This window comes from Olivibacter jilunii (assembly GCF_900607235.1).
Taxonomy (GTDB): domain Bacteria; phylum Bacteroidota; class Bacteroidia; order Sphingobacteriales; family Sphingobacteriaceae; genus Olivibacter; species Olivibacter oleidegradans.
The window spans coordinates 35,049-51,781 of sequence record NZ_LR027857.1 but is presented as its reverse complement, the minus strand read 5'-3'; the positions used below and the strand labels follow the sequence as shown (position 1 = coordinate 51,781).

Annotated in this window: 11 protein-coding genes; all 11 read left to right on the top strand. The window is 43.2% G+C overall.

Translation table 11 applies throughout. The annotated features are described in order from the left end of the window. Nucleotides 1-125 precede the first annotated feature (125 nt). A complete protein-coding gene (locus E0E36_RS23965) occupies nt 126-1,889 on the top strand; it encodes an L-fucose isomerase (RefSeq protein ID WP_130858077.1) in 1,764 nt (587 codons plus the stop codon). A 9-nt stretch (nt 1,890-1,898) separates the two neighbouring features. Continuing rightward, the gene (fucP, locus tag E0E36_RS23960; RefSeq protein ID WP_130858076.1) at nt 1,899-3,239 is read left to right on the top strand and encodes an L-fucose:H+ symporter permease; all 1,341 of its coding nucleotides are present in this window, start codon (nt 1,899-1,901) and stop codon (nt 3,237-3,239) included. Nucleotides 3,240-3,399: 160 nt separating this feature from the next. Continuing rightward, entirely contained in the window at nt 3,400-5,061 is a 1,662-nt protein-coding gene (locus E0E36_RS23955; protein WP_130858075.1) for a ribulokinase, read from the top strand. Between the two features lie 30 nt (nt 5,062-5,091). Then, nucleotides 5,092-7,725 (top strand): GH116 family glycosyl hydrolase, encoded by a 2,634-nt coding sequence (locus E0E36_RS23950; RefSeq protein WP_130858074.1) that lies wholly within the window; start codon nt 5,092-5,094, stop codon nt 7,723-7,725. 11 nt (nt 7,726-7,736) lie between these two features. Then, nucleotides 7,737-8,810 carry a GTP-binding protein gene (locus E0E36_RS23945; RefSeq protein WP_130858073.1) on the top strand — a complete coding sequence of 358 codons (1,074 nt, stop codon included), beginning with the start codon at nt 7,737-7,739 and terminating at the stop codon, nt 8,808-8,810. Between the two features lie 27 nt (nt 8,811-8,837). Then, nucleotides 8,838-9,173 carry a peptidylprolyl isomerase gene (locus tag E0E36_RS23940; protein WP_049794939.1) on the top strand — a complete coding sequence of 112 codons (336 nt, stop codon included), beginning with the start codon at nt 8,838-8,840 and terminating at the stop codon, nt 9,171-9,173. A 4-nt stretch (nt 9,174-9,177) separates the two neighbouring features. Next, nucleotides 9,178-10,251: a hypothetical protein gene (locus E0E36_RS23935; protein WP_130858072.1), complete on the top strand. Its 1,074-nt coding sequence runs from the start codon at nt 9,178-9,180 to the stop codon at nt 10,249-10,251. A 117-nt stretch (nt 10,252-10,368) separates the two neighbouring features. Further along, on the top strand, nt 10,369-11,382 hold the full coding sequence (locus tag E0E36_RS23930; protein WP_130858071.1) for a LacI family DNA-binding transcriptional regulator: 1,014 nt from the start codon (nt 10,369-10,371) through the stop codon (nt 11,380-11,382). 149 nt (nt 11,383-11,531) lie between these two features. Next, nucleotides 11,532-11,759 (top strand): hypothetical protein, encoded by a 228-nt coding sequence (locus tag E0E36_RS23925; protein ID WP_013663913.1) that lies wholly within the window; start codon nt 11,532-11,534, stop codon nt 11,757-11,759. Nucleotides 11,760-11,834: 75 nt separating this feature from the next. Beyond that, nucleotides 11,835-13,229 (top strand): alpha-L-fucosidase, encoded by a 1,395-nt coding sequence (locus tag E0E36_RS23920; protein ID WP_130858070.1) that lies wholly within the window; start codon nt 11,835-11,837, stop codon nt 13,227-13,229. Nucleotides 13,230-13,492: 263 nt separating this feature from the next. After that, nucleotides 13,493-16,732 (top strand): SusC/RagA family TonB-linked outer membrane protein, encoded by a 3,240-nt coding sequence (locus E0E36_RS23915; RefSeq protein WP_130858069.1) that lies wholly within the window; start codon nt 13,493-13,495, stop codon nt 16,730-16,732. Nucleotide 16,733: the final 1 nt, after the last annotated feature.

Sequence of the window (16,733 nt, the reverse complement as noted above, 5' to 3'; positions counted from 1 at the left end):
AGATTGGAATGAGGAGTCATGAGTGAGTTGTGGCAGTGGCAACTGGATTATAAGAGTGGCAGTAGCACGTACTGACAGGGTTTTGAATTTTGACTTTTGACTTTTGAATTTAACACGATTAATAAATGAACAACTATCCCAAAATAGGAATTAGGCCCATTATCGACGGCCGCTTAGGAGGTATCCGCGAATCATTGGAAGAAACGACTATGAATATGGCGCAGGATGTGGCTGCTTTATTTCAGTCAGAGTTGCGTTACCCTGACGGAAGTCCGGTGCAATGTGTGATTGCCGATACTTGTATCGGCGGCGTAAGGGAGGCCGCCGATTGTGCACAAAAGTTCGAAGCCGAAAATGTCGGTGTTTCTTTGTCTGTAACACCTTGCTGGTGTTATGGTTCAGAAACAATGGATATGAATCCCTTGTTGCCGAAAGCAATTTGGGGTTTCAATGGGACAGAACGCCCTGGTGCGGTGTATTTGGCAGCTACCCTTGCGGCCCACAACCAAAAGGGACTTCCAGCTTTTGGTATCTATGGCGAGGATGTACAAGATATGGGAGATCGCTTTATTCCGGATGATGTAAAAGAAAAACTGTTGAGCTTTGCACGCGCGGGTTTAGCAGTAGCCATCATGCGCGGAAAATCGTATTTAGCCATTGGTTCGGTTTCTATGGGCATAGTGGGATCAATCGTTGATGCTGACTTTTTTCAGAATTATTTAGGCATGCGTAATGAATACGTTGATTCGTCAGAAGTGCTACGCAGAATTCAACTGAATTTGTTTGATCAGGATGAATATGAACGGGCGCTAGCTTGGACAAAAAAATACTGTAAAGAAGGTGAGGATTTTAATCAATCTCATAAAGTAAAATCGCGCGCCGAAAAAGATAACGATTGGGAATTTGTAGTGAAAATGACCCTTATTATCCGCGACCTCATGATCGGGAACAAAAAGTTAAAGGATATGGGCTATGCTGAAGAAGCACACGGGCATCATGCCTTGGTATCGGGCTTCCAAGGGCAACGCCAATGGACCGATTTCCTGCCGAACGGCGATTTTTCAGAAGCATTGCTGAATTCTTCCTTCGATTGGAATGGCAAACGTGCCCCCTTTATAGTAGCTACCGAAAACGATTCGTTGAACGGGGTGTCCATGCTGTTTAATTACTTATTGACGAATAAAGCGCAGATTTTTGCCGATGTCCGAACCTTTTGGAGCCCGGATGCGGTTGAGCGTGTTTCGGGTTGGCGGCCTACAGGTGTTGCTCAACATGGCTTTATCCATTTAATTAACTCCGGAGCCGCTACGCTGGATGGCACCGGTAAACAGAAATACGAAGGAGAGCCTGTGATGAAACCACATTGGGAAATTAGCGATGAAGAAGTGGAAGCTTGCTTAGCAGCGACCACTTGGCATCCGGCAAATCTCGATTATTTTAGAGGAGGCGGCTATTCGTCCAAATTTTTGACAGAGGGCGGTATGCCGGTTACGATGTGTCGTTTAAATCTGGTGAAAGGTGTAGGACCGGTATTGCAACTGGCCGAAGGGTGGACTGTCGAGCTTCCGGAAAATGTGAATAGGTTACTGGATGAACGAACGGATCGCACATGGCCAACTACTTGGTTTGTACCGAAAACCACAGGAGAAGGCGCGTTTCGTGACGTTTATAGTGTAATGGCTGCTTGGGGCTCCAACCACGGCGCTATTAGTCATGGACATATCGGTGCCGATCTATTGACGCTGGCATCCATGCTTCGGATCCCTGTTTGTATGCATAACGTTGAATCCCCTCGCATTTTTAGACCCAGCGCCTGGAATGCCTTTGGTATGGACCATGAAGGTGCTGATTACCGCGCCTGTGCCAGTTATGGACCACTATATAAATAAGCCATGTTTATGAATAAAAAAACAACAGGGTCGCTTTTCCGAACCAAGGATGGTATAAACTACCTCGTTCCTTTTATGTTTATCTGCAGTCTTTTTTTGCTATGGGGCTTTGCTCATGGTTTATTGGACGTGTTGGATAAGCACTTTCAGGATACGCTACAGGTTTCTAAGGCGCAATCCGGATTTGTCCAATTTTCCCTTTATATCGGTTACTTGGCAATGGCCATCCCTGCGGGCATTTTTATGAAACGTTACGGATATCAAAAGGGAATTATTCTGGGACTAACCCTTTTTGGGATAGGAGCGTTTTTGTTTTATCCGGCAGCAAAATTTGAAGCTTTTATTCCCTTTTTGCTAGCCTTATTTGTAATTGCTTGCGGACTGGCCTGTTTGGAAACAGCCGCGAATCCCTATTCTACCGTGTTAGGCTCGCAAGAGGAGGAGTTTGCAGCACGGCGTATCAATATTTCCCAGTCGTTCAACGGACTGGGGTGGATTTTAGGACCTTTGATGGGTGGTTTGTTTATTTTCGGTGCCGAACAACAGGACGGCGCCGAAAAATTTGATTCGCTGGTAAAACCGTATATGGGCATCGGCTGTGTGGTTGTAGTGGTCGCTGTTATTTTTATGTTGATTAAATTACCCGATATTGAGGAAAAAAGCGAGGAAGAGTCTGAAGAGAACCCGAAAATGGGCCGACTGTTAAAACATCCTGCCTTTATTGCTGCAGTAATTGCTCAGTTTCTTTATGTGGCCGCCCAAACTGGTGTTAATTCTTTCTTCATTAACTACGTAACGGAAGAAATTCCAAACGTAACAGGCCCGGTCGCTAACATGATGCAACACTTAGGTTATTTTGGAGAGGTCTTTATGCCGAAGAATGCAGAGCAGGCAGCCTCCGTAATTCTTGCAATCGGAGGCATGGGCTTATTCTGGATAGGGAGAATATCCGGGGCGTATCTCATGAAATTTCTAAAACCTAAAAAATTGCTGGCTATTTATGCGCTTATTAATACAGCCTTAATGGTTTTCGTACAGTTAGCATTAGGTTGGGGCTCTGTTATCGCCTTATTTAGCTGCTACTTCTTTATGTCTGTCATGTTCCCAACTATTTTTGCTTTAGGAATCCACGGCTTGGGGTCGCTTACAAAAAAAGCATCCTCTTTTCTTGTTATGGCAGTAGCAGGAGGAGCCTTTTGTCCACCTATTATGGGCGTAGTTGCCGATCATTCAAGTATGTCTGTAGCGTTTTTCATTCCGATGCTATGTTTTGCGTTCATTGCTTGGTACGCGATCTGGGGGGTCGGCAAAATAGAACATGATAATGAGATTATCTTGCATCATCATTAATACGTTAAGTAGTTAAATAGTTGAGTGGTTAAATAGTCGACCAACTGTTCAACAACTCCTGTCTGAAAGGCACAACGAATAACCGGTAACTAATCACCAATAACGAACAACAAATAACCAATGGCCTATAGCTTACTGCTTATGGCATAAAGCTGAAGAAATGAATTCCAATTACTGTATAGGTGTAGATTTTGGCACGGATTCCGTGCGCGCGCTCATTGTTGATGCGCATTCCGGGGAAGAGATAGCTGCCGCCGTACACCCCTATCCGCGTTGGCGAGACGGTTTGTATTGCAATCCTATTCGTAATCAATTTCGTCAACATCCCAAAGATTATATAGAAGGCTTAGAACAAACTATTAAGGCTTGTCTGAAACAGGCGGGCAGCGTGGTGCGTGCTAATATTCGGGCCATTTCGGTAGACACGACAGGGTCGACACCTGTTGCAGTGGACGCTGCCGGTACGCCGCTAGCCCTTTTGCCGGGCTTTGCCGATAATCCCAATGCCATGTTTGTTCTTTGGAAGGATCATACCGCGGTAGAGGAGGCTGCTGCTATAAATGCTTTAGCAAAAAAATTTAATATCGATTATTTGAAGTATGTGGGTGGAATATATTCCTCTGAATGGTTTTGGGCTAAACTACTCCATGTAGTGAAGTCCGATGAAGCGGTGTATAAGGCATGTTATACTTGGGTTGAACATTGCGATTGGATGCCTTTTTTACTAACAGGTGGAAAGCACGCTGATCAAATCAAAAGAGGGATCTGCACAGCGGGACATAAAGGGCTCTGGTCAAGTGAGTATGATGGATTACCTTCTGATGATTTTTTTGCGACACTTGATCCTCGTTTGATGAAGGTGGTAAAAACTTATCCCAAAAGGGTTTATACTGCTGACCAACTGGCCGGAAGCCTAAGTGAGGAATGGGCTGATCGTCTGGGTTTATCCACACAGGTTTTAATCGGTATTGGGGCCATGGATGCGCATATGGGGGCTGTAGGAGGGCAGATAGAACCTTATTTTCTAAGTAAGGTGATGGGAACTTCTACTTGTGATATGTTAATCGTGCCGCCCCATGAATTGGGACATCGGGTTGTAAGAGGAATCTGCGGACAGGTAAACGGCTCGATCATCCCGGGGATGATTGGCTTGGAGGCCGGACAATCTGCTTTTGGGGATGTATATGCTTGGTTTAAACAACTGCTTTTATGGCCTGTACAACATTTGTCCAACTCCAATTCTGCAGACCCAATCTTAACGCGCCAGCTGTATGCTCGTTTACAGGACCAATTATTGGACGGACTTGCAAATGAAGCTGCTAAACTAACTTTCGACGAATCGAGCGAATTGGCGGTTGACTGGTTAAATGGGCGAAGGACACCGGACGCAAATCAGCAATTGAAAGGTCTTGTTAGTGGCTTAACTTTAGGAAGCAGCGCCCCTAGTATATATCGTTCATTGGTTGAAGCAACCTGTTTTGGTGCACGTAAGATAGTAGAACGATTTCAAGAAGAAGGCATTCCGGTAAAGGGGCTAATTGGTGTAGGGGGGATCGCTCAAAAATCGCCCTTCATTATGCAAATGTTAGCTGATATTCTAGGAATGCCACTTAAAGTGCATCGATCGGAGCAAACCTGTGCACTTGGCGCTGCTATGTTCGCGGCGACCGTAGCGGATATTTATCCTTCTGTGGAAAAAGCGATGGAAGCGATGGGGCCAGGATTTGATCGTGTCTACCATCCGAATATAACATATACCGAATTGTACGAAAAGCGTTATCAGCGATATAATCAGTTAGGCGTTTGTATAGAAAAGGCTTAACAGCCAGTTTTAAACCTAAAAATATGAATTATGCAACAGAAAAAAGATCGGCGGAACTTTCTTCGTAATCTCGCATTGGGAGGAGTTGCCGTAGGTGCGGCACCTTCAACGCTCTTTGCCTCTACCAATGAAAGCCCTATAGAAAAGGAACAGCAAAGCTGTAGACAATTCACGAAGGAGGAGCATGACCGAGTATTCAACGGACCATATGTTGGTCATCACCTCGATAAGATTGCTTTTCCCATTGGTGGAATCGGTGCCGGTATGTTCTGTTTGGAAGGCTCCGGCGCAATTTCGCACGTCTCCATCCGTCATAAACCGGAGCTGTTTCATGAACCTACCATTTTTGGCGCTGTAGCCATTAAAGGTCGAGCAAACAGTGCGAAAGTGTTGGAAGGACCGGTGCCGGACTGGAAGCTTTTCGGTTATAAGGATTATGGTGGCGGTAGTGGTGGTACAACTTATGGCCTACCTCACTTCGAGCAAGCTGAATTTTTAGCACGGTTTCCTTTTGCGGAGATCCAGCTACGTGATGATAAGTTTCCGTTACAAGTACGACTGGAGGCGTGGAGTCCTTTCGTTCCTTCTGATGCCGATAATTCCAGCCTGCCGGTTGGTGCTTTAACGTACCGATTCATTAATACTTCACAAGAAAACCTCGAGGCTGTTTTTTCTTTCAACAGCCGAAACTTTGTAGTTCAACCGGAAGGAGAGGGATCGATAAAGAAAATACAAAAAGGCTTCCTCCTATCGCAGGCTAAAACAGAGGGTAAAAATAATTTAGCGACCGACTTTGCCATTTTTGCAGATACCAGGGACGAGGTAATTGTTGATTATTGCTGGTTCAGAGGAGGCTGGTTTGATCCCCTAACCATGGTGTGGAATACCATTAAGGATGCCAATGTAAAAGCGGTAGATCCTATTGACAAGGATGCACCTGGAGCTTCCCTCTTTATTCCTTTTCAATTAGGGGCGAATGAAGAGAAGGAAATCCGAATCCTTATGGCATGGTATGTGCCCGAATCAAATGAGAAAGCAGGGCAAGCCATGCCAGACGACAAAACAGGCAAAGAAGCTTGTTGCACTACACCGGCCGCCTTAGGTATGGGGGAAGATAAGCCGATTCCTACAAATTATAAACCTTGGTATAGCCAAAGATTTAAGCATATGGAGGAGCTGGTTGACTATTGGAAAACCAATTACACAACACTTTATAAAAACACGGCCTTATTTCGGGATACCTTTTATGCTTCCACTTTACCGCCTGAAGTATTGGAGGCAGTAGCTGCTAATTTAAGCATTTTGAAAACGCCGACCGTAAGAAGACAGCACGACGGTCGTCTTTGGGCCTACGAGGGAATCTTTCCGCATAACGGTTGCTGTGACGGGTCTTGTACGCATGTATGGAACTATGCGCAAGCATTGCCTCATCTGTTCCCCTCCTTGGAAAGAAGCTTACGACTCACGGAATTTTGTGAAAATCAAAATGCAGAAGGGCATCAGGGCTTTCGAGCTAATTTGCCGATCAGTCCGTTGAAACACGATTTTCACGCTGCGGCTGATGGCCAATTGGGCGGGATTATGAAAGTTTATCGAGATTGGCGAATATCGGGTGATGATGAGTGGATGAAAAAGCTTTACCCGATGGTACAAAAGAGTTTGGATTATTGCATTCAAACTTGGGATCCCAACGGCAAAGGGATCTTGGAAGAACCGCATCATAATACCTATGATATCGAATTTTGGGGCCCAAATGGTATGTGCACAAGCTTTTATTTAGGAGCACTGAAGGCACTGATCGAAATGGGGCGCTATCAAAGGAAAAATATGAAACGTTACGAGACTTTGTATGATCGCGGAAGGGCCTATATGGAAGATCAGCTGTATAATGGCGAATATTTTATTCAAAAGATACAGTGGACAGGTTTGAAGGCCCCGGATCCAACCAAAGCGCAATCCTTTCATACACAGTATACACCCGAGGCCATCGAAATATTGAAAAAAGAGGGGCCAAAGTATCAATATGGTACAGGCTGTCTTTCGGATGGTGTAATCGGTGCTTGGATGGCGGCGATGTGCGGATTGGAAAATCCGTTAGACCAAGAAAAGGTAAACAGCCATTTACGTGCGGTGCATCAATACAATCTCAAAAACGATTTAACAGATCATATCAACCCACAGCGACCGACTTATGCGATGGGACATGAAGGTGGTTTGTTGCTCTGTACTTGGCCTAAAGGAGGCATGCTTTCGCTGCCTTTCGTGTATAGTAATGAGGTGTGGACAGGTATCGAGTATCAAGTAGCTTCGCACTTGATGCAGATCGGTGAAACTGATAAAGGACTTGAGATTATCAGCGCTTGCAGAAAGCGGTATGATGGACGTATAAGAAACCCATTTAATGAATACGAATGTGGAAGTTGGTATGCCAGAGCAATGGCTAGTTATGCTTGTTTACAGGCAATGACGGGAGTGCGCTACGATGCAGTGGACAAAGTGCTTTATATTGATTCCAAAATCGGTGATTTCTCTTCTTTCTTGTCTACAGACAAAGGCTTTGGATTGGTGAGTTTAAAAAATGGTCAGGCAAAGTTGGACGTTGTTTATGGTGAAATACCAGCGAAAGAAATTTCACTATCAGGTAAAAAAGTGAGACTTGGTTAAAATAAAGGCATATGCATTTAAATCTTTTAAGCGGTTTTTTGGGCAGTGGGAAAACTACGGCTATTAACCATGCATGCAAATTATTGCAGATGCAAGGATTTAGAGTAGGTGTTATTACAAACGATCAGGGAACGGAATTAGTAGACACCCAATTTATGGCTCGAGAAGGCATCCTCACTGAGGAAGTGACGGGAAGCTGCTTCTGTTGCAACTTCGAGTCGTTTACTCGTAATATGAATCAGCTGCTTGAGCAGCATCAGGTTGATTTGATTTTTGCGGAGTCGGTTGGTTCTTGCACGGATTTGATTTCGACGATTCTTAATCCTTTACGTCGATATTATGGTGAAATCAAAATAACCTTATCTGTTTTCGCCGATGCGAAGCTTTTGCCTATAGCTTTGGGACATTCCCGAATTTTTAAAGATAGTGTAAATTACATTTATAAGCGTCAACTGGAGGAGGCCGACTTGCTGATCATCAACAAAGTAGACCTTTTAGAGCCAACCGAATTAGCTGTTTTGATTTCGTTGATCAAAAAAGAATTTCCCGATAAGCAGGTGGTCTTTCAAAGCTCCTTACAGCGTGAATCTATTCTGAATTGGTTGCAGAAAACGGAAACATATGAGCATTTTAAGGAAAGAACATCACTTTTTATTGATTATGATATATATGGGAAAGGTGAGGCAGCCCTAACTTGGCTTGATTACAACTTGGAGCTGGTTTCTTCGGAAGGGCGTGCGGGCCACGCTGCTGAGCTATTGATTAGCATGTTAAACAGGATGATTCGCGAGCGCAATTTGCCTATAGGACACCTGAAATTTTTAATCGAAGGCGGAGAAGAGAGTCAGAAATTAAGTTTTACTACCATGGAAACAGCGGATTTTCGTATACAACTATCAGGCAAGCTTGACAAGCTTCGGATGCTTATAAATGCACGCGTCCAATGTCGGCCTAAATCGTTACAAGGTATTGTCGATAAAGCTTTACAGCGGGTTGCAAAACAGAACGGTGTAAAAATAGCCTTGCTGAAGACAAGTATATTTGTTCCTGGATATCCCAGACCTACACATCGAATCATTACCTAGATCATTATTGATTAGTAAGAAATCCTTATGAAGATAAAAAGAAATACGGTGGTGAGCTTGCGCTATAGAATGTCAAATAGCAAGGGTGAAATTCTTGAAGATTTGATGAATGGCCCGGCCATTGAATATCTCTATGGAGATGGAAAGATTGATCCACAATTAGAGCAGGAGCTGGCGGGTTTACAAAAAGGAGATCAAAAGAAAATTACGCTCGAAAAGAATGTAGGGAAAGGTCTTGATGATAGTTTTGAGCTGGAAGTGATTATCGATACGGTCCGCTTAGCTAATAAGGCGGAAATTGCAAGCGGCCTGCATGAGAAACTAGTCAACTGCGACGAAGACTGTGTTTGCTATAAATCATAAAATAATGAAGTCTTTTATTTTTTTCCTTACGTTTTTCTGTTTGCTGCATATTTCATTAAATGCGCAAGATCGTTGGATTAGACCGAATGATGTACACGATGTGGCGAAATGGGGAATCCGGCAAGGCATTGTTTTCAGTTTATGGCCCTACGGTCTCGAAGATGCGCATGCGATTTACGGTGGTGGTCCTAGGGGATTGATACGTGTTGGCGTTGAGCGAAGTGGAAAAATTTATCTACTTAATTTTTTAGCTATTGAACCACTTGTAGATGGAAAGATCGAATTTAGCGAAATATCGCCTTCATCAGTTGATAACCGCTGGGGGAAGATAATGTGGGCAAGCGATCACCCCAATCCCACTGCATTTTATCCAACGGCTAATTGCCGTGGTGTTATTAGTCACCCTGATGACGCTCGTCCCGAGTTGGAGGAATTGTCTATTTATGTATTCCTGGAAAAATATCACTCGGGGGCGCATCCCTACTTAAAACTCTCGATTCGAAGTGATCGACCGGATGAATTGGCTATTCAGTTATTCAATCGGGAGGATAGTAAGCAAATGGATTATTGCAATATCACAGCGACGATGGGAAACTATGCACGACTACGATCGCTACATTTAAAAGAAGGCGCGATTGATTCCCGAGTGCTCTATAAAGGCTATAATGGAATAGATTTTATCGAAAAGGAAAGCTATCCAGCGAGCAGCATGCTCCGTAGTCTTGACGGAAGTTATTTCGCATTTGCAACCGGTAATGAAGATATACAAGCCTTAAAAGCTTGGCCGGTTGATTCCTTGGCGAAAAGCAAATTGGGCTGGAGGTATCGCCCACCCCTGAAGTTTACGCAATACTGGCGTAGCGAACAAAACAATGGAAGTGATAATCGTTTAATGGTAAGAGTGAACGGCAGGTATCGTTATTGGAGCGGTGGAAGTCGGGATTCTACCCATTACATGAAAATCCCAGGAGGGGCAGCCTTTGAAAATTTTGAACTGCGCCAACCTTATCAATCCGGTCAAAAGATATTTTTTGGAATATCAGAACGCACACCTCAGGAAATTTTGGACAGGTTTTAGTCCCGTTATTGAAGACAATAATTAATTGGAATTTGAGATTTAATCGTTTAAACAGTAACTTGCGAACTAAATCTTCTGATAAGATTCTTTAAGCTAAATCATTATTCACGCCATTATATGAATAAAAAAGTTTCGTTAAAGGACATTGCCAAGGCTGTAGGAGTTTCTACCGCTTTAGTTTCTTATGTACTTAATAATAAGGAAAAAGAAGCGAGAGTAGGCAAAGAAATAGCCGAAGTGATTCGTAAAAAGGCAATGGAAATGAATTATCAACCAAATCAGTTGGCGAAAAGCTTGAAGAGTGGAAAGTCATTTACGATCGGATTGATATTGGCGGATATTTCCAACCCCTTTTTTGCAAATATCGCCCGCACTATAGAAGATGAGGCAAAAAAATATAATTATACCGTTATCTTCGGTAGCTCAGATGAAAATGCTGAAAAATCCCGAGATTTAATTGAAGTATTGATTGAAAGGCAAGTTGATGGGTTTATTATAGCACCCACAGAACGAACGGAGTCACAGATAGAGAGCTTAAAAAAAGCCAATATCCCTTTTGTCTTGATTGACCGGTATTTTCCCAAAATTCAAACCAATTATGTGATTACCGATAATTTTGGAGCTGCCTACAGGGCAACAAAGCATTTAATTGATGCCGGTTTCGAACGGATCGGTATGATAGCTTATAAAAATGGGCTTATTCATATGAAAGAACGGGTAAGGGGATATAAACAGGCAGTTAAAGATGCTGCATATGGAAAAGCCTTATTAAAAGAAGTTACTTATGAAATGGGTGAAGGCGAAATACAGGATAAAATTGACGAATTAATTAACGGAAAGCAAAAAATTGATGCGTTGTTTTTTGCTACCAACACACTTTCCATTCATGGCCTGAAATATTTAAACCGCAAAAAGCTAAGAGTACCGGACGATGTGGCCGTGGTCTGCTTTGACGAGTGTGACGCATTTGATTTTTTTTATTGTCCGCTAACTTATGTGAAACAGCCTTTAGTAGAGGTAGGACAACAGGCTGTCAATATTTTACTCAAGAAGATTAATAATCCGGAAAAAGAGGAAGAACAGGTTTCTTTAGCCTCTGATTTTGTTATTAAAAAGTCAAGTGCCAAGTGATAGGTCTCAAAAGTTTAGGGATTGGTCTCCAAATTCTTCGGCTACATCTACTTCTTCGCTAAATGCTTACGAAGCTTACTAATTTAGCTTGTGATCAGGAAATTGACGACTCAATAAGCGGCCTCGTCATAAACAAAAGGAGGAGTAACATGAAGGCTCACATAGAAAGAAAAATCATACGTTGGATACACATTATATTAAGTATTCCAATACTCGGCTACATTTACGGGCCGGTGGCAGCACTAACATATCCGGCTTTAGCCGTAAAGTTTGTATTCTTACCCATCATTATTCTTTCGGGATTCTGGCTTTGGAAAGGGAGTCTTGTCAAAAAGTGGATACGCAAAAGTGCCGATCGTAAGCGGGTGCTAAAATAACTCAATACTATGCTAATATAGTTTGATTGAATCTGCTTTGGGATGTGTATTTATGCATAAACCAAAAATTATATTATGAGAACCCTTCTATTAAATCTACTATTCATTGGATATCTTGGAGTTTCGATTGCGAGCGGACAAGGCAGCACTGAAACGCCCCCATGGGCGAAGGAAAGCCAAGAGCATAAAGATCAGCGTCTGGCTTGGTGGAGGCACGATCGCTTTGGGATGTTCATCCATTGGGGATTATATGCTGTATCGGCAAGACATGAGTGGGTACAGCAGATAGAACAACGGAGTACTGAAGAATATAAGGACAAGTACTTCAATATATTCGATCCGGATTTATACAACCCAAAAGAGTGGGCAGCGTATGCAAAAGAGGCTGGGATGAAATATATTGTACTCACCGCAAGGCATCATGAGGGTTTTAGTTTATGGGATACCAAGGTAAGTGATTACAAAGCACCGAACACGCCTGCAAAAAGAGATCTTTTGAAACCTTTCGTCGAGGCTTGTCGCGAGGCCGGCTTAAAGGTTGGCTTTTACTATTCGCTAATCGATTGGCACCATCCGGATTTTAAGGTAGACGGTACGCATGCTTTGCGCAATAAAAAGGAAGCCCGCGAGAGCAACAGTAAGCGCGATATGAGTAAGTATCGGCAATTTATGAAAGACCAGATTACCGAGCTGCTTACTAACTATGGAAAGATCGATCTTTTGTTCTATGATTTCTCCTATCCAGGTCCGGATGGTAAGGGACATGATGACTGGGACAGCGAAGGGATTTTAAAGCTGACCCGCAAGCTACAACCCGAAATTATCGTGAACGACCGATTAGATCTAAACGATACGGATTGGGGCTGGGATTACAAAACACCGGAGCAGTTTATGCCAAGCAAATGGCCGGAGGTGAATGGTAAAAGAGTGCCGTGGGAAACCTGCCAAACGTTTTCCGGTTCGTGGGGCTATCACCGCGACGAAAATACGTGGAAAAGCACCAACCAGCTGATTGCTATGCTGATTGAAGTCGTAAGCAAAGGCGGAAATCTATTGTTAAATGTAGGGCCAACTGCCAGAGGGTATTTCGATGATCGGGCTACTGATCGGTTGGCTGGTATGGGCAAATGGATGAAATACAATAGCCGGTCCATCTATGGATGTACGGCCGCCCCTGAAGCATTTAAAAAACCTGATAACTGTTTTCTGACCTACAATCCGGATACCAAGCGTTTGTACGTCCACCTATTACAATGGCCGTTTAAAACACTGTATTTACCCGACTATAAGGGCAAGGTAAAATATGCGCAGTTTCTGCACGACGGCTCCGAAATTAAGTACACCTCGCGTTCGTCTGCCGCGTCCGGTGCACACACAACAGCAACAGCCGGTGAAAACGATCTCATTGTGGACTTACCGGTGGTGAAACCGAATGTGGAGATCCCGGTTATCGAATTGATCCTCGAATAAAAAAATGCGACCAAAAGGTCGCTTTTTTTTTTTGCCCCTTATATCGTCTTTTACCATTCCCCCTTCTTCAATCTTCTATAAGACAAATTGGCGAATTATTGATACAAATAGAGTATTTAAAGAATTGCTAAATCGTTTTCTTTGAATCCTGAGTCATGTTTATGCAAATAAGCGTGATTCAGACACTAGCCGTGCTAAACCGTTTTAAATTATTAATGCTAACTGAACAAAATTAATGTGCCAATAAACTTAAACAATTTCTTATGAGGAGGAATACGCGCTTTTATTCTGAGTGGCTGCTCATCAAATTGCCTTTGATGAAAACACTGCATCCACCATTTCTATTAAAAAAACCGAGCAGCTATTTTTTGTGCTCAATCATTTGTATTCTTTGCTTTCCTTGGAAGAATACTTATGCAAAATCAACGTTCTTTGCACCGCCAAATTCACACTTAGAAGCACAGCAGCGGGAGATTATTGGCAGTGTAGTAGACGAATCTGATTTACCATTGCCCGGTGTAAGTGTGAAGGAGCAAGGAACAAGTAATGGTACATCTACTGATGAAAAAGGGGCTTTCCGTTTGATACTACAGAAAAGTAACGTCATTGAGATTTCATTCGTTGGCTATATGTCCCAAACTATAAATATCGGTGATGATAAAGAAATACGAATTATGTTAAAACCCGATGCCCAATCTTTAGAAGAGGTGGTGGTTACGGGCTTTGGATTATCACAAAAGAAAGCCTCGGTAACGGGAGCGATTTCGACGATCGGTTCAAAAGATATTGCACGTTCTTCAGCGCCCAACGTTTCTGGTGCGCTCGTCGGAAAAGTTGCTGGGTTGAATACGAGGCAAACTGATGGTAGACCTGGTTCGGGTACACAAATACGAATTCGGAATATGGGAAATCCCCTTTATGTGATCGATGGTATGCAGTCAGATCAAGGGCAATTCAATAATTTAGATTTTAACGATATTGAATCTATATCGGTATTAAAAGACGCTTCTGCTTCTATTTACGGCGTACGAGCGGCTAATGGCGTAATAGTTGTGACTACTAAAAAAGGTGCTAATAACTCAAAAAACACGGTATCTATAAATAGCTACTTTGGTATGCAGGATAATTTTAAATTTGTTGATCCTGCTGACTCCAAAACCTATGTGCACAATTATGTACAAGGTGAAACGTTACGCGGCACCGATAGACAATATTCCCGCGAAGAATACGATAAGTGGATGGCAGGAACGGAGGTAGGTTACCAAGGTTTCAATTGGCTCGATTTTATTTGGGAAAGTGCTCCCCAGTATTACTTGAATGCTAATTTTAGTGGTGGAACGGACAAATCAAATTATTATGTTTCTATTGGACGCTTGCAGCAAGATGCCACTATCAAAAATTACGGTGGTTTTGAACGGACCAACCTGCAAATGAACTTGGACAGCAGAATTAATGATCGCTTTAAGGTTGGTTTTCGTATGAATGGCCGTCTGGAAGAACGGGTGAACCCTGGTGTTCCGGGGGGAGACGACTACTGGTTGCCTCGATTTGCTGTTCTTCGTAATTTACCTACGCGCCGTCCTTATGCAAACGATAATCCACTATATCCACAACGTCCCGGCGACGATCCGCAGACAAATTTTGCTGTTCTGAACTACGAGCGGTCTGGTCGAATGACAGAGAACTGGAGGCATATTCAATTGCAGGCTAACGCCGAATACGAAATCATGGATGGTCTTACGGCAAGAATGCTGGGTGGCTATTATTATGGGAATCGTAAATTTGACAACCAAGAGTATACCTATCAGCTTTACCGCTATGATCCTGCGACAGACAGCTATCCCGTGGATTATTCCATGGACGACCCTTATCGTGAACGAATTTATGAAGAGATCGAAGAGATTACATCGAATGTCCAATTGGATTATAAGAAAACTTTTGGAGACCATAACATCAATACAATCGTGGGATTCGAAACCATTCAGCGCAGTGACCCACAAGGCCAGATTGTCAGCAGACCAACAGCTAACAGTTTGAACCTGATTAGTTTTGATGAATTGCGGACATTCAACGACAGAGGGAGGAATACGCAAGCACGTATGGGAATTATGGGACGTTTCAATTATGATTTTAGAGGTAAGTATTTGCTGGAATTATCGGGTCGCTATGATGGTTCCTGGAAATACCCTCCAGGACACCGCTGGGGTTTTTTCCCATCGGCCTCAGCTGGATGGCGGATTTCAGAGGAGGAATTTTGGAAAGGTCACGGCATTCATGATGTGATCAATAATTTGAAAATCAGAGGTTCCTATGGTACGGTTGGAAACGATGACGTCAACGGCTACAGTGCCTTTGATTTCCTTGCAGGATATAATTTCAGAAATGGTGCCGGTGCTTCAGTAATAGACGGCCAATATGTGATCGGTTCGCGTCCAAGAGGCTTACCGGTGACTACTTTATCGTGGACACGATCCCACATCTTAGACGTAGGTTTCGAAATGGAAACCTTAAAAAATCGGATGACGGCTACGTTTTCTTATTTTAATCGCTTAACGACGGGCATTCCCGCAGCGCGCTATGATGTGCAACTGCCTTCCGAGCTCGGCTTTGGGTTACCTAATGAAAACTTAAATTCAGATGTTATTAGAGGAGTAGATGGGATGTTGCGCTGGGCGGACAACATCAACGACTTTAATTATAGTATTGGCGGTAACTTTACCTATGCGCGCTTCTACGATTGGGAGCAATACGACAATAGGAGAAGCAACTCGTGGGATATGTACCGAAACAGCATATACAAGCGTTACGGATACCTTAACTGGGGATTGGAAGCCATTGGACAGTTCCAGAGTTGGGAAGAGATTGCCAATTATCCGATCGACAATGATCGGCGCGGAAACACGACCCTCATGCCAGGAGATATTAAATACGCGGATCTCAATGGTGACGGGGTAATTAACAATATGGATGAACGTCCAATTGGTTACCGCGAAGATGCTACACCGATTTTGAATTTTGGTTTGAATTTCGCTTTTAACTACAAAGGATTCGACCTGGCCTTCGACTTCTCGGGTACGGCATTCTCTTCTTGGTATCAACGTTGGGAACAAGCTGTGCCATTCCAAAACAATGGTAATAATCCGACTTTTATTTTTGACGACGCCTGGCATTTGGCTGATGTTTGGGATCCCAACAGTGAATTAATTCCCGGTAAATACCCTTTGGTACGTTTGAATCAAGGCGACCATAGCAATTATTGGGGTAGTACATTTTGGAAAAGTAATGTAGTCTACGTGAAGTTACGAAATATTGAGCTCGGCTATAACCTGCCCAAAACGTGGTTAAGCAAAGCAAAAATTTCAGGCATCCGTGTATATATGATGGGGCAGAATCTCTTTGCCCTGACAAATGTGCAAGGGGTCGATCCCGAGCAGCAAGATCAGAATGGCTTGGGCTATCCGACCATGCGTATGTATAATTTCGGTTTAAACCTTCAATTCTAAC